The following is a 20,435-nucleotide window of genomic DNA, read 5'->3' as shown; positions in this document are numbered from 1 at the left end:
CAAAAAATTCATCCTTAGCTCGCCAAAGCTAAATTATCTTCAAATAGATAAGCTAGTTTTGCACTGTGTAACTGCGTGCCTGTACTTTTTTGTAATTTACGAATAATTTGAGTTTGTTCAAAACTAAAGTCTTCATCAAAATATATGACTTCACAAGTATTTGCCTTGAGTAACCTGCAAATATATTCGAATTGTTTATTATTCGAATTAACTTGTAGTTGTCTTGCATCAGCCTTGGCGAAGCGATAATGCTTACTTAAGTTAAATACCCATGCAGAACTTGTACTCATTCGCCTGTGCTCAATTGACTTTTCGTCCCATTGAATATTTTTAGCAGTAGGGTTAACAAACTTTGCTGATACATTTTCTTGTGTTGAAGTATTCATAACTGGTTACCTATACAATATGTATGTATATACAGTACTACTGTATAAGTAATTAGGCAAGTACTTATTTTCTATTTTTTATTATCTTTTGCTTAAGAGGCTTCAGTAGCTTATCCCTTCGAAGTAAAAGAGCAGCGATTCCCATTGCAAAATATATTATGGCTTCTATTTCGGTGGATTTTATAGACCATAAAAAGTGAAGACAAGCCAGGGCTAGCGCTAAATATACCCAATTATGCAAACGTTGCCAGTTGCGTTTTAGTTTAGACTTTGCAAAATCAAAAGAGCTGACTAGCAACAAACTTAATATGAAAAGTGAACAAAACCCAACAGTGATATATGGCCTGTCGATGATTTCACTTACTATCAATCGCCATTCAAATTGCAGTTCAAAAACGATGAATACACCAAAATGACTTAATGCATAGATTGCTGCATAAACGCCAAGTGTCTTCCGTATTCGTATGAGTTGTATAAATTTGAAGACTCGGCTAAGAGGGGAGATAGTGAGGCTGAGCAATAATAAATTAAGCGCTCCAATACCAGTAAAGTCTAGTAAATACTGCACGGGATCGCCTGGCAATAGTCCTGCAATCGCCGCGTATAATGTCCACGTTAAATATAAAAGGGAAGCTGAATGAATAAACAACCTTGTTAGGTTGATATATCTAGCATCAATTCGTATCGGCTTGTTGACCAAATAAAATGTCATATATTTAGTAGTTTTTTTGAAGATCTAAATCATTGTATAATGGCGCTACTTCGCTATAACCATTAAATAATTGTGTATCAATTCGTTCTTGATTAAAAACACCTTTGCCCATGATTCTGCGTTCTCGAGCCTGCGACCATCTCGGGTGCGCCACCTCAGGATTTACGTTTGCATAAAAACCATATTCGTTAGCAGCTAAACGCTTCCAACTAGTAGGCGGCTCTTTGTCGACTAATTTGATGTGGACGATGGATTTTATGCTTTTAAAACCATACTTCCAAGGTGTCATTAGTCTTATCGGCGCGCCATTTTGTGGCGGTAGGGTTTTGCCATACATACCCACTGTTAGTAAAGCTAAGGGGTGCATAGCTTCGTCTATACGTAAACCTTCTACATATGGATAGTCTACACCGCCGCCAACAAAACGACTGCGTTGGCCAGGCATTTGCTCAGGATCGTATAAAGTTGAAAATGCGACATATTTAGCTTTACTTAAGGGTTTAGTCAAGGCGATAAGTTTACCAAGTTCGAAGCCTATCCATGGGATTACCATAGACCAGGCTTCTACGCATCTAAAACGATATATTCTTTCCTCTAAAGGTAACAATTTGAATAAATCATCATAACCAAGCGTCAATGGCTCTTCTACAAGGCCATCGATGCGTAGACTCCATGGGTCAACTGTAAAATCTTGCGCTTTTTCTTTTGGGTCAGATTTGCTGGTGCCAAATTCGAAGAAATTGTTGTAACTGGTAGCAACATCTTCTGGGGTTTTATCACTAACAACAGGAGATTTATTATATGTACTGCTGACGTACTGTAATTTTTGTGTTTCGAATATTTTTTCTTTATCAGAACTAAACCAATCTGCCTTGGCCATCGTTCCTAAGCTTGGCGCTAACGAGCCTAAACCTACGTAGCCTAAATTTTTTAAAAGCGACCTACGGTTGTGATAAATAGACTCGTCGGTCACATCTTGTTCGCGAGCTTGACTGGCTTGTTTAGATTTTATTAACATAAGTACGGCCTTTTGTGATTTGTTAATATGACCGTGAAACTTCTGAAAAGATTGCAGCTATTGCTGAGAATCACTCATATTATGTGATTTAGGTAAAAATAAGTTAGCATACATTCTATTGGCATATTCGTCGGTCATGCCTGATATATAGTCTGCTATGACTCTGTATTTATCGTTTTCTTCCTCGGTAGACTCCCATCTAAGCTTTGTATTGTGGGGTAATAAGCGTTCTGGCTCGCTGCTAAATGCCTCAAACAAACTCATCACTATTTGTTGCCCTTTATATTCTATTAGTTGAATGTCAGGTTTTTTGATCACATGCTTAAAGACAAAATTCTTAAATAAATTTAATGCAAATTCTGCTGCCTCTGGTAGCACTGCTACATAATCTAAAATGGCGTGTTCAAAGACATGTTTGCGATGGATAGATATTGCAGTAATAAAAACATTGACCAAAGCTCCAATAGCATTTTTACGCAGATACGCTGTTTGTCCAAATAATTTCTTTTGGATTTGTTGGATATTTTCGCTTAAGCCTTCAACTTCAAGATCACGAATAATATTACTGACTTCATCTTCAAATATCGCCTCGTTGACTAAATTCATCACTATTGCATCTTCCAAATCATGAATAGCGTAAGCGATATCATCGGCTAGTTCCATTATTGAACAGTCTATTGATTTATGGATTGTTTTAGCATGCTTGCTGTCACTCTGCTTGAATACCATAAAATTTGTTTTGTCTTCAACCGATACTGGTTCCATTATCCAATCAAACACAGACCTATCACAATCATATAATGATTTTGGTGGATGCCAAGAGCCTGCTTTAACTTGTGAAAAACGTTGGCTAACATCAGGGATTATCGCCGTATTGTTGAGAACTGATGTGAAATTTGGATATTTTACAATCCCAAGTAGACTGCGCCTTGCCAAATTCATACCGTCACTTTCAGAATAGGCTTCAAGCTTTGTTAGAATTCTAAAGGTTTGTCCATTACCTTCAAACCCACCATATTTGTGCATCATATAATGAAGTGCAATTTCACCGCCGTGGCCAAAAGGAGGGTGTCCTAAATCGTGAGCGAGGCATATTGTCTCTATCAAATGTGGGTCTATCTCCAATTCTTGAGACAATGACGCTTGTTTTATCGCTAATTGAGCTGCGATGCCTGTGCCTATTTGTGCAACTTCAAGTGAGTGTGTTAATCGCGTGCGAAAAAAATCGCTAACACCAACACCCATTACCTGTGTCTTTGCTTGTAATCTCCGAAAAGATGCACTGTGCAATACTCGTGCTTTATCTCGCTGAAAAGCGTTGCGATGGTCACCATCTCGTTTTATATTTCGTGTACCTAATCGTTGAGACCAAATATCCATTAAATTGTCTTTTCTCGAATTGTAGTTACAATCACTGGATTATCGTTTCCAAATAAATAAGTACTCATTGTATTTTTTATCTCATTAGTATTTAAGGCCTAAAAGGCATTAACATCATCGTCTTTTATGTATGAGGTATAGTGCCTATTACAGTAGTCTGTGTGACTAAATTTTGATTTATCAATGATATAACTAAAGGTCGAGTTGATAAACTTTTTTGTTTGAGAGAATTAACACTACTGCTCAACGATATAATTAGCAATCGTTTATTGTTGCGCATTTAAATTAGCATATTTATTTTACATGCATTTTAATCACATTTCGGGATGAATTAATTTATCAACAGTAGACGTACAACTTTCCAAAAAAATGTCGACAAAGCACTGTACTTCGGGCAATTCTTTTTGTAACACTTGCAAGCTTTTATTTAGATTTTTTTCCACATGACAAAATTCCACATTATTAAATCGAAGTTCGTTTTGTGTTTTGACATATGCTTGGAGTATGTCTGCTGCTTTTACTATTTTTTTGTATTCAGGGTCCACTTGCGATTGCACTAACAACGGCGCCATTTCTTCCTGCAAATCATCAGGCAATGATGCCAAACATTCTTTTTCTGCTAAATCTTCCAGGTTTTTATATGCTTTTGTAAATTCAGGATTATGATATTTAGTATTGGTATTTAAGTCTTGCAATTTAGTTTCAGATACTTCGTGGTAAATCGCTAAAGTCGCGGCCTTTTCTGGATTGAGCTTACCGCCAAAGCGTTTATTTTTAATTACCGTCAATATATGTGCAATTACCGCGACTTGGTGACAATGCTCTGAGACGTTTTCAGATTGAAAACAATGCATGAGTGCCCACCGTTCTAATAGTGGCATCCTAGTTATCCATGCCATGAAGACACTTTGTTCTTGCATAAATTTTATCCTATTTGCTACTTTTATAGCCTGTAATTAACGTGAGATATAATGCTAGATTAATTTACGTCTGCTTATAATTAAGAAAAAACTCTTCCATGCTTTCAAGAGCAGGTACCAAAGTATCGTATGATGGCAGAAACACCAATCTAAAATAACAACCATCAAATAAATTAAATGCACTGCCATGCACGAGCAATATCTTTTTATGTTTGAGTAAATCTAAAATTAAATCAACATCACTTTTAATGTTAAATTTTTTCTCGTCAACTTTTGCAAAACAATACATTGCGCCTTGGGGTTTCATACAAGTAATACCGGGAATGTCATTTAGCTTCTCACTTGCTAAGTTGCGCTGAGATAACAAACGACCTTCCTTTGCGACCAAGTCATTAATGCTTTGATAACCGCCAAGGGCAGTCTGAATGGCATGTTGACACGGAACATTCGCACACATTCGCATAGATGATAATATGGTCAAACCTTCAATATAACTTTTTGCTATATTTTTATTGCCACTGACTAATAGCCAACCTGCTCGAAAACCGGCAACACGGTAATTTTTTGATAATCCGCTGAATGTGACACAGAACATGTCAGGAGCAAGTGCAGCAATACATTGATGTTTTGCTTGGTCAAACAAAACTTTGTCATAAATTTCATCACTGAAAATAATCAAATTATGCGCTCGTGCTATTTTGACAATTTCTAGCAAAACTTCCTTAGAATAAACGGCACCCGTTGGATTATTAGGGTTAATAATGACTATTGCTTTAGTGTTTGCGGTTATTTTAGACTTGATATCATCTATATCAGGAAACCAATTTGATTGTTCATCACAACGATAATGAACGGCATTTCCCGACGACAAATTAACTGCTGCCGTCCATAAAGGATAATCCGGTGCTGGTATTAATACTTCATCACCTAAATTAAGTAAGGCTTGCATTGACATGGTGATCATTTCGCTTACACCGTTGCCAATATAAACATCGCTAATGTCGATATCCAAAATACCTTTTTGTTGGTAATACTGCATTACAGCGACCCTAGCGCTATAAATGCCTTGTGCGTCTGAATAACCTTGCGCGCTTGGTAACTGTCTAATTACGTCTTTCAAAATATCATCGGGCGCTTCAAATCCAAATGGGGCAGGGTTGCCTATGTTGAGTTTGAGTATTCTTTCACCCGCTTCTTCCATTTTATTAGCTTGAGCAAGAATAGGGCCTCTAATGTCGTAACAAACATTAGCCAATTTTGAAGATTGCATAATTTTTGGAGGAATTGGCATAAAAAACAAAGATCCGAGTTAAATTAGAAGGGTATAAATAGTAAGTGGGTAAGAGTAAACCAATGAGCTTGCTGTGTTAAGTAAAGATTTGAAACAATTTTCGTATAAGTTAATTGTTTAATTTAGCGTATAGTTAACTATAGGATTTTGCTTAGGAGAATAATGCGATGCCAGCACCCTTGATTTGGCTTGGCGCGGCTTGCTTGGGATTATATGCGAGCAACAAAGCGAATGTCGCCTATTTAAAACACCACGATATCGTGGATGCAATGCCTGGTGAAAGTGACCAAAAATCTATACCCGTCAATGGTAGTATAGTCACGTGTGGTATTTACGGTGTGTTAGATCACACCGGTATATGGTACGAGAATACGATTTATGAACTCTCTGGTAAGGGACTAGTGCGCTGTGTTTCTCCGGAAAGGTTTTTAGGCAATCGTTCTGGCACGCATATTTATGTGGCATGTAAACCCAATAACAAGGTATTAGCAAATTGTTTAGCCGCAAACAGGGCACGTAAGCAATTATTTACCTTGTTAGACTACCACTTGTTTGATCAAAATTGCCATAGGTTTGTAGCTGAAATGCTAGTCAATCATGAGGTTGCCGTCACTAGTTTCTCAGATTTAAACACCTTCTTAAGTGAATTTTTTGATGTTCCTATTAAATGGAATCGAGCATTAGTTAAAAAGTAAGACCATAAGCTTAATTCCTGCAGGTTTTTGAGCTTGAATGTTAATATTAATCATTTAAAGTATTGAAGAGATGACATTTATGTACTTTACTTAAAAGGTACATTTTCATTTGCTATTTTCCATTCACTTAAGGTGATTATTTATGACTCAACACGCTGATCAAACATCCTCTACAGAAGAATCCGATAACCCGCTAGCAAATACTGGTATAGCTAGGGTGTTACCCGCTGCTGATTTAGCAAAATTCGATTGTTTCAAATGGATCGCACTTGGCATTAACGATTTTAAAAATGCTAAAGTAATCAGTCTTACTTATGGAATTATCTTTGCTCTTATTCCTTTAGGTATTACTTATTTAATAAGAGAATCTGAATTTTATATGGTAGTTTTCCCTGCAATGATTTGTTTTATGTTGCTAGGGCCATATTTAGCTGCTGGTTTATATGATGTTTCATGGCAATTTGAAAAACAGCACAAACCTTCACTTCGTCATTCGTTTAAAGCAATGTCGCGAAATGCCGTGAATGAATGGGGCTTTGGCATAATGCTCATGATACTTATGATATTTTGGTTAAGGGTTGCTAGCTTGATCCATGCGCTTAACCCTAATTATTCAGATACTAGCTTAGCGAGTATTTGGCCATTTTTGCTAATTGGTACGATTGTCGGCGGTGCATTCTCAGTTTTTGTATTTGTTATTAGCGTGTTTACACAGCCAATTTTGTTGGAACGTAAAGTAGATTTGGCAACAGCTGTTTTGAGTAGTATGAACGCTGTCTGGAAAAACAAAGAAGCTATGTTTGTTTGGGCATGTGTAATCCTTATTTCCATTTTACTCGGATTTTTTACAGCCTTTATTGCCTTTATTTTTATAATGCCAGTACTCGGTTATGCAACTTGGCATGGTTATATTCAAACCATAAAAACAAAACGAGCTAGAAAATTCGTTTAAAAACAGCCTAATGATTGTAAAACTTAGCGGATAATGAAGGTCAACTAATAGTAGATAAAAAAACGTCGCTTTACGCGGCGTTTTTTATTAAGTTATTAAAAACGATTAGATATCCACATGCTTTGATAAGGTTCTAGATCGATGTATTCCATTTGTTCGCAAATGATTTTTTGTGTCAATAAATCTACCCATTCGTCAGTACCAATTAAGTTAATATCACTTAAGCGTATATGTTGAGTCTCTTTCGATATATTTGATATACAAAATATACTTTGAATTCGATCTATGCTTTGACGCCAATACCCAAACACTTGGTCACCTAACTGCAGTGTAAATTGAGTAGCATTTGGGTGAAAAGCAGCTTGGCTTTTACGTATTGATAATAGTTGCGAAATTTGTGTAAGCACTTGATGATGCAAGGAATGCACATCGTCTAATTCACTGACTAAATCGGCATATTCCCATCTATGACGATTAATAGATCGATTTTGTCCTGTATGTGTGACTTTGTCATAATCATTTGTTGTTCCAAGTAAAGAATGAATATAAAGGCCGGGAACACCTTCTAAACCAAACATAATTGCGTGAGCACAAAGAAAACGTTGTAATTGGTATTCATCTGGCCCACTCACATCACCTTGTAAAGCATCTATTAAAGCGATATTTAATTCATAGGGTTTTTGCTTGCCATCAGCTGTGCTGCGAGAAGACACTTTCCCACCAAACTTTTGCATACTATCTGCTAACGCCCAAATCTCGTCTTCACTCAATAAACCTTCAGCGGGCCGTAAACCTATACCGTCATGAGATGCAATAAAATTAAAATAAAAAGTGCCATTTTGCGCTGGAGGCATACTCATCATCCAGCGTTTAAGATAATTGCACGAACCCGTTAGAAGGGTATTTAATAGCAAAGGAGGTAAAGAAAAGTTATATATCGCATGAGCTTCATTTGCATTTCCAAAGTAAGTGAGATTTTCTCTATTGGGAATGTTTGTTTCAGTGATAATAATGGTGTCTGGGGCAGCATTCTCTATGAGCGTTCGTAACAACCGTACTACTTCATGGGTTTTGGGCAAGTTTATACAAGAAGTGCCAACTTCTTTCCACAAAAATGCGATTGCATCTAGTCTGAATAACTTAGCACCGTTGTCTAAATATAATCGAATTATTTCGACCATAGCACTTAGGACTTCCGGGTTTCGGAAATCAAAGTCAACTTGGTCATGGCTAAAAGTACACCATACATGTTTAGTACCTTTACTAGTCTCAACTTCTTTGAGCAAAGGACTGGTGCGTGGTCGTGTTACATTGCTAATATCATCATCTGGTGTAGCTTCAAAAAAGAATCCTTTGCCAGGACTTTTATCGAGTAAAAAGTTATCGAACCACCTACTGCGGGCACTGCAATGATTAATTACTAAATCGACCATTAATTTACTGTTCTCAGAGATACTGCTTATGTCCTGCCAATCTCCTAATCCTTGATTTACCGTCGAATAATCAATCACCGAAAAACCATCATCTGAGCTATATGGAAAAAATGGCAATATATGCACGCTATTGATGGTTGCCCTGCAGTAGCGATTTAAAAAATTATCGAGTGTTTTTAAGGGCGCTTTATTTAAGCCTTCACTGTTCGACTCATTCGTTTCAATTATGGAATCACCATATGTAATTAAAATAACATCTTCTTGCGACCATAAATTCGCATGAGCTTCTACTTTACTTGCTTTGTTACGCGTATTTATACGCATGGTCTCAATGAGTTGTTGGGACAACGCTGTTAATTCCACATCGCTCAGTAAGCCTTCATAAATAGTGTTTAAGTGATGATTTATTTTATGTTGTAAATCGATAGCAAATTCCATTAATAGTTCCTGAAAATAGTCAATTTATATACCAGCGCATTTATTGGCCTAGAAATTCTTTATGGTCTTCTTCTACTGCACGTAAAAGGCATTCAAGTACATCAGGTTTAGCACTTACTACTCTATTCCAACTTGGTATAAAGGGCGTTTCCATAGGGTTATCCAAAAAGCTCGTGCCTGCTTTCATTATGTTTTTTGCGAATAACTCAACCGCTTTTTCTTCTGAATGAATATCTAATTTCAAACCATTCATCACAGCATCATTGTGATAAGTTTCAATAAAATCCAAGGCAATTCGGAAATAAGTTGCTTTAATTGTTCTAAAGGTTTCTGTATTGAAAACAGTACCCTGGGTAGCTAACTTTCTAAACAAGGCCTTGGTAATATCTATTGACATCTTTGATAAACCACCCTGGTCGTTATTCAAAGAAAGGTCTTGATGTTTGTGATCATAAGCATCGGCGATATCAGATTGGCATAAGCGATTGTGTGAATAATTTCTGTGCATCTCTGACAAAACGCCGATTTCTAGCCCCCAGTCGCTTGGAATACGGATATCATTTAGGACGTCGCGTCTAAATGAAAACTCTCCCGCAAGTGGATACCTAAAACTGTCCATAAATTCTAAATAATCGTTTTGGCCTAAGGTATGCTTTAACGCTCGTAATAATGGTGTGACCAATAACCGCGACACACGCCCATTAATTTTGCCATCGGCAACACGCGCATAAAACCCCTTACAAAATTCATAATTAAATTGCGGATTCGCAACAGGGTAGATTAATCGAGCTAATAAAGAGCGATCATATGTCAGTATGTCACAATCATGTAAAGCCACGCTCTCCACTCTATTAGAGGCTAAAACGAAACCCATGCAATACCAGACATTCCTACCTTTGCCCAACTCTTTCGGCGCCAATCCCAACTTACGTAATTCTTCATCTAGGGCTTGTAGTCGAGGGCCATCATTCCATAAGACTCTGTGTTGCTGTGGTAAATGAGAAAAGAATTTTAAGGCGTATTGGTACTGTTCTTTAGTAGCTCTATCTAAGCCGATGACAACTTCATTTAAGTACGGGACTTTAGCAATATGATCGATTGTTGCAGGTAAAGCTTTACCCTCTAGTTCTGAAAATAAACTAGGCAAAATTAAGCCTAAAGGCCGCTTTTTAGCGAATTCATTTAATTCACTTTCGAGCGCTTCGACCGAGCGATTTTCTAAATTGTGCAGCGTTGTCACAATACCATTTTGATAAAAATCTGCCATGTAATTACCTTATTTGTAAAATTGGAATAAGTTGATTAAGCACCTGACTCCATCCTTTCGGACCATCAACAGGTGACGTATATACTAATTTAGTTTTTTGTAGAATAGGAGGCGGATTAACGGGAGAAGTAATACGGACCGACACGTCTGCCGCTTCTAACATTGCGATGTCATTATTTCCATCTCCAAGCGCAATACTTGTGGTTACCTGACCCTGATTTTGTCTTTCAAATTCATTGCAAAGCCAACTCAAGACTTTTCCTTTATTAGTATTTCCACCAATATGTAAAAATCGTCCACCTTGAAGGGGAGAAGCACCTAAATTAGTTGCCGAATTAATCAACTGCTTTTTTAATTCTTCATTGGCGTGCCAATATAAAGGCTCTCCAAACTCTCGTTTGGATGCATTGATAGCACTTTGTTGGTCCAATCCAGTTAACTCAATTATCCGTTCAATCGGCATTTCTGAGAACATTTCAAAACAACCTTCAAAATCTACGTTCAATTTTTTCAATATGTTTTGCCAATGTTGCCTTTTGTGTGTAAATGATTTCATCCAAAAGCCATTACGCCAAGTCGTGCCTTTGGGTTTTTCAGGAAAAAATGATTTTGGGATGTATATTGCAGCACCATTTTCAACAACAAATGGCCCATGTATTTGCATTTCATCTTGAATAGCCAAAACTTCATCAAAGGTTTTACTTGTATTTAAAACAAGCGGTATTTGATAACGTTTTAACGCCTCGATGGTTTGTTCAGCCTCTTCAAAACTGTAACTATAATGGTCAAGTAATGTGCCATCTAGATCACTAAAAACAAGAGCCTGATGCTTGTCTGTCAATGGCATGATTTGTTTAATTACGTCATTTGACATTTTATAATTTCTCGATGTTGATTAAGTATAAACAAAGCATCGGCGCGGGCGGGCAGTATGTCTAATGCATATTCAGTTAGCCTTTGATAGTGCTGAATAAAACGGCCAACCTGTAGTTCATTCATTGCTTTATTTAGTGGCAAATTTTTAGCCTTGAGTGTGTCTATTAATTTATTTTCTTGTTGTAGGCGCCAATTATAGACGCTAGCAAAGCTCGGTGCTTGCAACATTACCAAGTAGTCTATTTCAGAAAATACAGTTTGATAAGTTGTTTCTAGTGATTTATTTACAAAACGACGCCATATGCCATTAGGGTCTTCATTTATTTCTAAATCATTTACGCCTTTTGTTAATTCACCGTCTTCTTGGGCAAGCATCCCAACGCACCATCCTTCTAAAATTACGATATCAAATGCTTTTTTTATTTGGATATGTTGATTCGGCGGTAGCACATCATCGATGCTTTTATCAAAAACAGGTATTTCACAATGTTGCTGGTTTTTTAGCGCCTTTATGCAACTAAGTAATAGGTTTGCATCATGCGTACCCGGCACGCCTCTTGTTTGCAGCAAAGGATGGACGGTTTCGCTTAATGTTTTACGATGTGCTCGACTATAATAAAAATCGTCTATCGACATTGAGATAGACATTTTATCGAATACTTGTGTCAGTAATTGAGTGAGCAATGCGCTTAAGGTTGATTTTCCTGAGCCTTGGCAACCGTTAAGCCCGATTATCAATGTTCCACCTGCACCATCATGGTGCTTGGATAGGGTCTTAGCTAATGGGACGAACCATTTAAGTGCGATATGTCGATATTCTTTTGGTAACCTTTCTTTTATAATAAAGTCATGTACTACAGTATCAATGTTCAAATAAGAACTCCAAAGTCACATTAAATCATAAACTTAGCTTATTATTACCACAGTATTAACGTAGTCTTGATGTAGACTTTGTGCAGTACAATATATGGCAATTGTTTTGTTAATTCCTAATACTTCAATTTTAATGCCAAAGTCTTTACACCGCAGACTATGTTTATTTTGTCGAGGCGACTGAAGCTGTGATAACGGCGCGTAAGGGCGCTTGATAACCTTCAATTGTTAAAGAATGGTTCTCGGGGTCCAAAAAATCAACTAACGATTGATTTTGCATCCACTCACTTGACTGTTGTTCATCCGTAGAGGTAAAACCAATATCCACACATTTACAATCTTCAAAGCCTACTTTTTCTAGCCAAACGATTAGCGCTTTTACACTTGGTATAAACCATACGTTGCTCATTTGGGCATATCTTTCGTTAGGCACCAACACTGTTGTTTTATCACCCTCTACGACTAATGTTTCAAGCACTAATTGTCCACCAGGCGCCAACTGCTGTTTCAATTCTTTTAAAAATTTTATGGGATCAGGTCGATGGTAAAGAACACCCATTGAAAACACACAATCAAAATATTGGGTGCTGGGCATTGCTTCAATGCCAATTGGTAGGAAGTGTATATTTTGTTCGGGCATGTATCGTTTAAAGCATTGAAACTGATAGAAAAACAAACTTGTAGGATCAATTCCTATTATTTGCAAAGCACCTGCTTGATGCATCCTAAACAAGTGATAACCACTTCCACAACCAACATCTAATACCTTTTTGTTTTTAAGGCTTTTTATATGCGGCAGCACTCTATTCCACTTCCAGTCTGAACGCCACTCAGTTTTAATGTGTATATCAAAAAAGCTAAAAGGACCTTTACGCCAGGGCATAAATTGCTTAAGTATAGAGATGGTTTTTCTTCTTTCCCCTTCAGATAAAGGTAAGTCTGAAGCAATGCTGACAATATCGTTTATGTCTAATTGAACATTATTGCATTCTGGCAATGACGCTAACTGTTTACTGAGTTTGGTCTTCTCTTTTACATTTCCACAAGTATCCCAATCATTTAGCTTGTCTGCAAAGTCTGCTAAGTACTTCTCCATTTTAGTATTGAGAAGTGACTGATAAAACAGACTACGCCATTTAAATTTACTGCTCATTAAACAATGCCTGTTAGTTGCAGACCATAGGTCGTTAAAACGATTTTATACATGAATCAATTAACCCAAATTTTTAGCTTTGATCGCAACCATAGATGAAAAATTAAAATGTTGATACCACCTACAAACATAAGAAAAGCCTGCGGCTTTTAAACGTTCAATATGGTCATCGGCGGTATCTAGTTGCATCACCTTTTCTAATGCACTTCTTTTTTGACTAATTTCTAAATCTGAATATCCATTATCACGTTTAAACTTGTGATGTAACGCAACCAAAGTATTGTCAATGGTGGGTTCCTCGTAAGCTAATTTTTCACTTAATATCAGAATACCGCCAGGCGCTAGGGATTGGTATATTTTCTCAATAAGGCCTTGCCTAGTATCTTTAGCTAAAAACTGGAGTGTGAAATTGATTACTACCATATGGCAAGAAGATAAGGTGCTTAATGTTATATCGTCTTTATGAATATTGATATATTGACCATATTGAAAGGTTTTTACATGTTGCTCACACCTTTCAATCATTTCTTGCGAATTATCAATCGCCTCAATATTGGGTTTCTTTTGTTGTAAACGTTTAGCTATAGATAAACTGGCTTCCCCAATTGAACAACCAAGGTCGTATATCTGTGCATTATCCGGACAAAATAGTGCCGCTAATTCACCAATACCATCTATTATAGTTTGATAGCCGGGAACAGAACGATTGATCATATCGGGGAACACATCGACAACCTGTTTGTTAAAACTAAATTCTTCTACATCAGTTAGCTGTTCCGAATAAATAGTGTCCGGTGCAAACTTGTCCTTGCTTTTTTTCATGTTAAAAAATACACATTAGTTGAATAAAAATGGTACTACAGGTAAGCTTGAAGTATAGCAGTAAAATTACCAATTGGTTATAGAACTCAGAAAGATTTGCTTACCAATTGTTATTTTTCACTTTTGTATTCCAATATATTTGGTAAAGCAATTTAAACTGAGTGAAGTCATTTAACCAAAGCAATAAAGGTTAGAAAGGAAATAGTGTCCCCATGTTAAAGTTCTTATTGGCTGATGACCATCCGTTGTATAGAGAAGCATTAAGAGCTGCTTTGCAAAGCCAATTGCAAGGGGTTAACTATTTAGAGTCAGACTCCTTCACCTCCACTTTACAAGTACTAAGACGTCAACGAAATATTTCAGTCATATTATTGGATTTAAATATGCCAGGCTGTGAAAATTTCTATGGCCTTTTGCGTATTAGGCAGTCTTTCCCTGATATACCAATTGTGGTCGTCTCAGCATCTGATTCTATTGAAGTAATTGCTCAAGTAATGGATTTTGGCGCAAATGCATTCGTGCCCAAAACGACGCCTACTCTTGAAATGGTAGCAGCAATAAAACAAGTATTGTCTGGCCAACAATGGTTACCAGAAGGAATAGCAGAAAAAATTGAGAACGTTTCGTCTGATACGATTGAAATTGCCCAAAAAGTTAAAGAGTTGACACCAAAACAATTTCAGGTACTACGTTTGGTGAAGCAAGGACTAATGAATAAACAAATTGCTGACACATTAAATGTGACTGAGGCAACAGTGAAAGCGCATATCAGTATGTTATTCAAAAGATTAAACGTTAAGTCGCGCACACAAATTATTGTGGCGATTGAGAAACTACAACTCGACTAATTCATCCTTATTTTTTATTTGCGTTTGTTTAAAAGCGCGATAATGGCGTTTCCAAAAACAAAAGACCAACACGCAAGCATGTTGGTCTTTTTACTATTCAACTTATAATGCCAGAATAACCTGGGAACGCTTAAGCTGCTTTAGTTTTCCGAGGCGCTTTAGGCTTTGCTTTGGAAACTGCCGCCTTTGCCGGTGTTTTAGCTGTTGGTTTTGTCGTTGTTTTAGCGCTTGGTTTTTTTCTGGGACTCCGTTTTGGTGCTGCAGTGACGCCAACTTTACTAGTCGCAGAAACTAACTCTTGTGGATCAAAATCATCTACGTTGATTGTTCTGAGTCTTCCGGCTTCAGTATCAATCAAGAGCTGCGCTTCTTCTTGCGAAATGATATTGGCTTTTAACGCTTGTTCTGCTAATTGATCAAGTTGAGTCATTTGTAAACTTTTACCTAAGGACTTGCAGATCTTTTTGAAGAGAGGCTCAACCTTCACTATATTCTCTAGCGTCTGTTCTAAATCACCAAACAAGTTACCTTCTACTCGTGATAAATATTGACCATCACCTAAGCGGCTTCGTGCACTATTTGGCGTTTGTAATATATGCGCAATTTTGTGCTCTATTACGTCGCTAGGTTTAGTGCTTAACTTACCAAACGGTTGCACGATTATTCGCAACAAAACAGATACTGCCGAATTGGGGAAATTACGTATAAAGTCATCAATTGCCACATCAATTTGATATAAGCTATCTTGTAATGCCCAGTTTAAGAAGGGCAGGTCTTCTTTATTTCGTCCTTGTTCATCAAAACGCTTTAAGGTTGCTGATGCCAAATACAATTGACTCAATACATCACCTAGTCTTGCAGATAAACGCTCTCGACGTTTCAATGAGCCACCCAAAACACCCATTGAAATATCTGTCAATAATGCCAAGTTAGCACTATAACCTTGTAAGCGTTTGTAATACCTAGCGGTTTCATCTTTAAATGGCGCACTAGATAAAACATTACGACTCAAAGTAAACCAAGCCGTTCGAACGGTATTACATATGGCGAAGCCAATATGTCCAAACACTGCTGTATCAAAATCTTCGAGTTGCTTTTGCTTATCTTCTTGCTGAGCGGCGTAAATCTCCTGAAGAACATAGGGGTGACAGCGCATAGCACCTTGACCAAAAATCATCATGTTTCGAGTCAGAATGTTCGCGCCTTCTACCGTAATAGAAATAGGCACACCTTGATAAGCTCGTCCAAGATAATTGTTTGGTCCTAAACATATGCCTTTACCGCCATGTATATCCATGGAGTCATTCACAATAGTACGCATACGTTCGGTTAGATGATATTTGCAAATTGCAGATATTACCGAAGGCTTTTCTCCTAAATCTACGCCCGCGGTAGATAAGGAGGTTACTGCATCCATCATATATGCACTACCACCGATTCTGCCGAGCATTTCTTCGACACCTTCCATTTGACCTATTGGCATTTTGAATTGACGTCGAATACGCGAATAGGCACCAGTTGTTAATGCTAATTGTTTAGCTCCACCCGCCGCCGATGAGGGGAGTGTTATACAGCGTCCTACCGACAAACACTCCATGAGCATACGCCAACCTTTACCGGCCATTTTTTCGCCGCCAATAATGTAACTAATCGGCACAAACATATCTTCAGCTTGAAGTGGTCCATTATGAAAAGGAACATTTAGGGGAAAGTGCCGACGACCAATCTTGAGCCCATCTGTATCTCTAGGAATGAGTGCACAAGTGATACCCAGCTCTTTTTTGTCTCCCAACAAACCGTCTGGGTCATGCAATTTAAATGCAAGTCCGACCACTGTAGCAATTGGGGCTAGGGTGATATAACGCTTTGAAAAAGTAAGACGCATACCGAGTACTTCTTTACCCTCAAATTTGCCTTTGGTAACTATACCTGTATCAGGGATTGCGCCAGCATCTGAACCAGCTTCTGGGCTTGTAAGCGCGAAGCAAGGTATTTCATCACCATTTGCTAAGCGAGGTAAATAATGATTTTGTTGTTCTTCAGTACCATAGTGCTGCAACAATTCGCCTGGTCCAAGTGAATTTGGTACGCCAACAGTTGACGATAATACCGCACTTACCCCTGCTAGTTTTTGAAGTACTCTTGACTGTGCATATGCAGAAAATGCTAATCCACCGTATTTCTTTTCGATGATCATAGCGAAGAATTTATGTTCTTTTAAATACGCCCATATATCGTCTGATAAATCTGCGTCTACATGGTTGATTTGCCATTCGTTAACCATTGAACATACTGTTTCGCAGGGGCCATCTAAAAATGCTTGTTCTTCACTGCTAAGCCTTGGACTAGCAATATTATGAAGCTTCTGCCAGTTTGGTTTACCTGAAAATAATTCACCATCCCACCAAACGGTTCCAGCATCTATTGCTTCTTGTTCAGTATCAGACATCTCAGGAGAAACTGATTTGTAAAATGCTAATAGTTTTGTACTTATATGTTCCAATCGAATGGGTTTATAAGCAATAGGCAACGCGATTACTGCAAACAATAACCAGCCGAGTATACCTATTGAACCCACGATAGAACCTATAAGCATTGTCGCTGTTAGTGCGCCAAGGCAGGTTGTGAGTGAATAGCGTTTGTATGCTACCACGCAAAATACAAGTGCAAATACTAAAAACCAAATTAAATCTGACATATCAACTCCCGAGGTCTGACCAGATATTCAAAGGTAGCCTTTTTCATCACAAATATCAAGTGATTGCATGCGATATCGCGCTTAGCGTTGTAAAAGGCTGAGCTAGCAAATAGATACGCAAATTTCACTTCAAAGATTACTTAATTATGGCCTATCGTTTGTTGAATGTGTTTTTAGCTGACATTATTTTGGTGAAATATAAGAAAAGTGCTTAAGTTGCATGTCGCCTTGTTCTTTTCCGTCTTTAAACTGTTGTAACCTAACAAGGTTATAATTCAGGCTAGGTGCAAACCATGCGAAAGTAACTCGTTTATTACTTTCTCGGTTAATTTTTACTTTATATGCCATCAAGTTTCCGTAGGGTAATGTAAGGTTTTCTTCTTGAATAACCTCTAATTCGTAGTGACGTTTTTCTCCTCTATAATTAATAAAATCGTAACCAATTTTTTTTACACCCTTTGCAAGTTGGCTGGGTAGGTCGATACGAAACAATTGATTATCTAATTCACCATCCCACTCTAAAGTTTGTTCGTCGTCTATAATTATTTGCCCTAAAGATTTATTAAACTGAACCTGTAAATATTTACTCGGGCCAGTGCCGGTTCGTTTGTATTCATATGTGATGGGAACAAGTTGATTGTTTTGATTTTCGAATGATGTTTTTTCAAAACGCTTATCTGAGAGGAAAAAACGAGAAACTTTTGAACGATAAATCAGCTCAAAATGATTTGCTTTAATATTGGTTAATGCTAGGTTCGCTTGACCCACATCGCTGCCTGACCTTAACGCTACAAATTCTGCATTGAATGGTTTCAATGAAATACTTTCAGCAGAAATAGCCGGTTTTGCCAAAAGAGAAAAAATGCCGACCACGATTATACTAAAGAAGGCCTTAATGCTCGTGTGTCGTTTGGTGTTAGGAGGGAAAAAACTCCTTACTATCAAGTTTTTCATATATTAACCCAGTTTTTATTATTTTTTTATTGTCTAACCATACCCGTTCTTGATGCAAACGTAAACGTCCTTCACAGAACCACTTTATTGCCATCGGATATATCAACCACTCACATTTAGATACTTTTTTAGCCAGTGTCTCTGGTGTATCGTTGTGCATGATAGATATTGCACTTTGTAGGACAACTGGACCGCCATCTAGTTCACTCGTCACGAAATGAATGCTTGCCCCATGAACATCGTCAGCGTTTTCAAGCGCCCGTTTATGCGTATTTAATCCAGGATATTTAGGTAATAAAGAAGGGTGTAGATTCAGCATTTTCCCGGCAAAAGCAGCGACAAAGTTGGGCGTTAAAATGCGCATAAAACCAGCTAGCGTGATAAGGTCAGGCGAGTATTTTTCGATTATTTTTTGCAATTCATGATCAAACGCTTCTCGCGTTTCAAAGGCGGTATGAGTCAAAGTATGGGATGGAATATTATGCTTATATGCGCGTTCAAGTGCGTATACCTTTTCTACGTTAGAAATGACGGCAACAACTTCACCATTGATCAGACCTTGTTCACATTTATCGATAATAACTTGTAAATTAGAGCCTGAACCAGATACTAAAACCACTATCCGACTTTTTTTCAATTCAGCCACTCTATTTAATCACAACGCTTTGATGTGGATCTGAACTCACAGAACCTATTAGCCATGCATTTTCACCCTGCTGGTTCAAGAACTGGACAATTTGCGGGGCTAACTTGTTATCAACAGCCAGAATAAGACCGACACCACAATTAAAGGTTCGTAACATTTCATGTTCGGTGACTTGTCCGTGTCGTTGTAGAAATTTAAAAATTGAAGGCCATTGCCAAGAGCTAGCATCAATGTTGGCACATAAGTCTTGTGGTAAAACACGGGGTATGTTTTCCCAAAAGCCACCACCAGTTATATGTGAAATAGCCTTGACGGGATAGGATTCTAAAAGGGCTAAAACTGATTTCACATATATTTTCGTGGGCGCTAATAAGTGCTCAATAATCGGTTTATTGTCTAGTTTTTCAGTGAGATTTATATTAGCAAGCTCTATAATTTTACGTATTAAGGAATAGCCATTTGAATGAGGGCCAGAAGAACCAAGCGCAATTAAAGCATCACCTGCACGCACCTGACTGCCGTCAATCACATTATCAGCTTCAACTACACCCACACAAAAACCAGCAATATCATAATCATTACCGTCGTACATTCCGGGCATTTCAGCCGTTTCTCCACCGATTAACGCGCAACCTGAAAGTTCACAACCCTTTCCGATACTCGTGACTACTTCAACTGCGGTATCGACATTCAGTTTACCTGTAGCGTAATAATCAAGGAAAAATAAAGGTTCAGCGCCTTGCACAATTAAGTCATTAACGCACATGGCGACTAGATCAATGCCAATGCCTGCATGCATGTTGTGGTCAGTTGCTAAGCGTAATTTAGTCCCTACACCGTCAGTACCTGAAACAAGAAGAGGGTGCTTGTACTTTTGAGGAATAGAACATAATGCACCAAATCCCCCTAATCCTCCTCTAACTTCTGGTCGATGAGTTTTTTTGGTAACCGTTTTTATTTTTTCAACCAATGCATTACCTGCATCGATATCTACGCCAGCATCTTTGTAGCTTAATGATTGTTTTGACTCGGACACACGTCTTCCTTTGTAGTCATAGTATGTAATGTGGATT

Annotated in this window: 19 protein-coding genes; 3 read left to right on the top strand and 16 right to left on the bottom strand. The window is 37.8% G+C overall.

The window, feature by feature from the left end; genetic code table 11:
* Window positions 1–14: 14 nt before the first annotated feature.
* The 6 genes from RM552_RS05670 to RM552_RS05645 all read right to left on the bottom strand — a co-directional run bounded on the left by RM552_RS05670 (window position 15) and on the right by RM552_RS05645 (window position 5,707).
* Window positions 15–386, bottom strand: a complete 372-nt coding sequence (locus RM552_RS05670; RefSeq protein ID WP_311367801.1) for a hypothetical protein — start codon at window positions 384–386, stop codon at window positions 15–17.
* A 64-nt stretch (window positions 387–450) separates the two neighbouring features.
* The gene (gene msrQ, locus RM552_RS05665; protein ID WP_489753034.1) at window positions 451–1,098 is read right to left on the bottom strand and encodes a protein-methionine-sulfoxide reductase heme-binding subunit MsrQ; all 648 of its coding nucleotides are present in this window, start codon (window positions 1,096–1,098) and stop codon (window positions 451–453) included.
* A gap of 4 nt (window positions 1,099–1,102) precedes the next feature.
* Complete coding sequence (msrP, locus tag RM552_RS05660) at window positions 1,103–2,116, bottom strand: protein-methionine-sulfoxide reductase catalytic subunit MsrP (protein WP_311367799.1); 1,014 nt, start codon at window positions 2,114–2,116, stop codon at window positions 1,103–1,105.
* A gap of 57 nt (window positions 2,117–2,173) precedes the next feature.
* Window positions 2,174–3,496, bottom strand: coding sequence for an anti-phage deoxyguanosine triphosphatase (locus tag RM552_RS05655; RefSeq protein ID WP_311367798.1), 1,323 nt, complete (start codon window positions 3,494–3,496; stop codon window positions 2,174–2,176).
* Window positions 3,497–3,810: 314 nt separating this feature from the next.
* On the bottom strand, window positions 3,811–4,416 hold the full coding sequence (yfbR, locus tag RM552_RS05650) for a 5'-deoxynucleotidase (RefSeq protein WP_311367797.1): 606 nt from the start codon (window positions 4,414–4,416) through the stop codon (window positions 3,811–3,813).
* A gap of 64 nt (window positions 4,417–4,480) precedes the next feature.
* Complete coding sequence (locus RM552_RS05645; RefSeq protein ID WP_311367796.1) at window positions 4,481–5,707, bottom strand: pyridoxal phosphate-dependent aminotransferase; 1,227 nt, start codon at window positions 5,705–5,707, stop codon at window positions 4,481–4,483.
* Between the two features lie 167 nt (window positions 5,708–5,874).
* Here RM552_RS05645 and RM552_RS05640 point away from each other — a divergent pair, with 167 nt between their 5' ends.
* Window positions 5,875–6,402 (top strand): hypothetical protein, encoded by a 528-nt coding sequence (locus RM552_RS05640; RefSeq protein ID WP_311367795.1) that lies wholly within the window; start codon window positions 5,875–5,877, stop codon window positions 6,400–6,402.
* Window positions 6,403–6,544: 142 nt separating this feature from the next.
* Entirely contained in the window at window positions 6,545–7,354 is an 810-nt protein-coding gene (locus RM552_RS05635; RefSeq protein ID WP_311367794.1) for a DUF2189 domain-containing protein, read from the top strand.
* Between the two features lie 95 nt (window positions 7,355–7,449).
* Here RM552_RS05635 and RM552_RS05630 read toward each other — a convergent pair whose 3' ends face one another.
* The 6 genes from RM552_RS05630 to cmoA form a co-directional block, all read right to left on the bottom strand.
* Entirely contained in the window at window positions 7,450–9,225 is a 1,776-nt protein-coding gene (locus tag RM552_RS05630; protein WP_311367793.1) for a sugar phosphorylase, read from the bottom strand.
* A 40-nt stretch (window positions 9,226–9,265) separates the two neighbouring features.
* Window positions 9,266–10,492: a glycosyltransferase family protein gene (locus tag RM552_RS05625; RefSeq protein ID WP_311367792.1), complete on the bottom strand. Its 1,227-nt coding sequence runs from the start codon at window positions 10,490–10,492 to the stop codon at window positions 9,266–9,268.
* Between the two features lie 4 nt (window positions 10,493–10,496).
* Window positions 10,497–11,366 (bottom strand): HAD-IIB family hydrolase, encoded by an 870-nt coding sequence (locus RM552_RS05620; protein WP_311367791.1) that lies wholly within the window; start codon window positions 11,364–11,366, stop codon window positions 10,497–10,499.
* The gene (locus tag RM552_RS05615) at window positions 11,351–12,241 is read right to left on the bottom strand and encodes a kinase (RefSeq protein ID WP_311367790.1); all 891 of its coding nucleotides are present in this window, start codon (window positions 12,239–12,241) and stop codon (window positions 11,351–11,353) included. The genes RM552_RS05620 and RM552_RS05615 overlap by 16 nt, the downstream gene beginning before the upstream one ends.
* A gap of 163 nt (window positions 12,242–12,404) precedes the next feature.
* A complete protein-coding gene (gene cmoB, locus RM552_RS05610) occupies window positions 12,405–13,394 on the bottom strand; it encodes a tRNA 5-methoxyuridine(34)/uridine 5-oxyacetic acid(34) synthase CmoB (protein WP_311367789.1) in 990 nt (329 codons plus the stop codon).
* A 60-nt stretch (window positions 13,395–13,454) separates the two neighbouring features.
* Window positions 13,455–14,216 carry a carboxy-S-adenosyl-L-methionine synthase CmoA gene (gene cmoA, locus RM552_RS05605; RefSeq protein WP_311367788.1) on the bottom strand — a complete coding sequence of 254 codons (762 nt, stop codon included), beginning with the start codon at window positions 14,214–14,216 and terminating at the stop codon, window positions 13,455–13,457.
* Between the two features lie 212 nt (window positions 14,217–14,428).
* Here cmoA and RM552_RS05600 point away from each other — a divergent pair, with 212 nt between their 5' ends.
* Window positions 14,429–15,064, top strand: a complete 636-nt coding sequence (locus RM552_RS05600; protein WP_311367787.1) for a LuxR C-terminal-related transcriptional regulator — start codon at window positions 14,429–14,431, stop codon at window positions 15,062–15,064.
* A 130-nt stretch (window positions 15,065–15,194) separates the two neighbouring features.
* On the opposite strand, the gene fadE is transcribed toward RM552_RS05600, so the two are convergent.
* The 4 genes from fadE to purM form a co-directional block, all read right to left on the bottom strand.
* Window positions 15,195–17,762 (bottom strand): acyl-CoA dehydrogenase FadE, encoded by a 2,568-nt coding sequence (gene fadE / locus RM552_RS05595; protein WP_311367786.1) that lies wholly within the window; start codon window positions 17,760–17,762, stop codon window positions 15,195–15,197.
* A 183-nt stretch (window positions 17,763–17,945) separates the two neighbouring features.
* Window positions 17,946–18,635: a DUF3108 domain-containing protein gene (locus RM552_RS05590; RefSeq protein WP_311367785.1), complete on the bottom strand. Its 690-nt coding sequence runs from the start codon at window positions 18,633–18,635 to the stop codon at window positions 17,946–17,948.
* A 43-nt stretch (window positions 18,636–18,678) separates the two neighbouring features.
* The gene (gene purN / locus RM552_RS05585) at window positions 18,679–19,353 is read right to left on the bottom strand and encodes a phosphoribosylglycinamide formyltransferase (protein WP_311367784.1); all 675 of its coding nucleotides are present in this window, start codon (window positions 19,351–19,353) and stop codon (window positions 18,679–18,681) included.
* 10 nt (window positions 19,354–19,363) lie between these two features.
* Window positions 19,364–20,398 carry a phosphoribosylformylglycinamidine cyclo-ligase gene (gene purM, locus RM552_RS05580; RefSeq protein WP_311367783.1) on the bottom strand — a complete coding sequence of 345 codons (1,035 nt, stop codon included), beginning with the start codon at window positions 20,396–20,398 and terminating at the stop codon, window positions 19,364–19,366.
* Window positions 20,399–20,435 lie beyond the last annotated feature (37 nt).

Source organism: Glaciecola petra, assembly GCF_031846345.1.
Lineage (GTDB): Bacteria > Pseudomonadota > Gammaproteobacteria > Enterobacterales > Alteromonadaceae > Glaciecola > Glaciecola petra.
This window is presented reverse-complemented; position numbering and strand designations above follow the sequence as displayed.

Excerpts from the sequence above, each read along its gene's own strand:
- RM552_RS05655 (WP_311367798.1), bottom strand. The coding sequence starts at position 3,496 with ATGGATATTTGGTCTCAACGATTAGGTACACGAAATATAAAACGAGAT.
- RM552_RS05645 (WP_311367796.1), bottom strand. The coding sequence starts at position 5,707 with ATGCCAATTCCTCCAAAAATTATGCAATCTTCAAAATTGGCTAATGTT.
- RM552_RS05630 (WP_311367793.1), bottom strand. The coding sequence starts at position 9,225 with ATGGAATTTGCTATCGATTTACAACATAAAATAAATCATCACTTAAAC.
- yfbR (WP_311367797.1), bottom strand. The coding sequence starts at position 4,416 with ATGCAAGAACAAAGTGTCTTCATGGCATGGATAACTAGGATGCCACTA.
- msrP (WP_311367799.1), bottom strand. The coding sequence starts at position 2,116 with ATGTTAATAAAATCTAAACAAGCCAGTCAAGCTCGCGAACAAGATGTG.
- fadE (WP_311367786.1), bottom strand. The coding sequence starts at position 17,762 with ATGTCAGATTTAATTTGGTTTTTAGTATTTGCACTTGTATTTTGCGTG.
- cmoB (WP_311367789.1), bottom strand. The coding sequence starts at position 13,394 with ATGAGCAGTAAATTTAAATGGCGTAGTCTGTTTTATCAGTCACTTCTC.
- RM552_RS05670 (WP_311367801.1), bottom strand. The coding sequence starts at position 386 with ATGAATACTTCAACACAAGAAAATGTATCAGCAAAGTTTGTTAACCCT.
- RM552_RS05640 (WP_311367795.1), top strand. The coding sequence starts at position 5,875 with ATGCCAGCACCCTTGATTTGGCTTGGCGCGGCTTGCTTGGGATTATAT.
- RM552_RS05625 (WP_311367792.1), bottom strand. The coding sequence starts at position 10,492 with ATGGCAGATTTTTATCAAAATGGTATTGTGACAACGCTGCACAATTTA.
- RM552_RS05600 (WP_311367787.1), top strand. The coding sequence starts at position 14,429 with ATGTTAAAGTTCTTATTGGCTGATGACCATCCGTTGTATAGAGAAGCA.
- RM552_RS05620 (WP_311367791.1), bottom strand. The coding sequence starts at position 11,366 with ATGTCAAATGACGTAATTAAACAAATCATGCCATTGACAGACAAGCAT.
- msrQ (WP_489753034.1), bottom strand. The coding sequence starts at position 1,098 with ATGACATTTTATTTGGTCAACAAGCCGATACGAATTGATGCTAGATAT.
- cmoA (WP_311367788.1), bottom strand. The coding sequence starts at position 14,216 with ATGAAAAAAAGCAAGGACAAGTTTGCACCGGACACTATTTATTCGGAA.
- RM552_RS05635 (WP_311367794.1), top strand. The coding sequence starts at position 6,545 with ATGACTCAACACGCTGATCAAACATCCTCTACAGAAGAATCCGATAAC.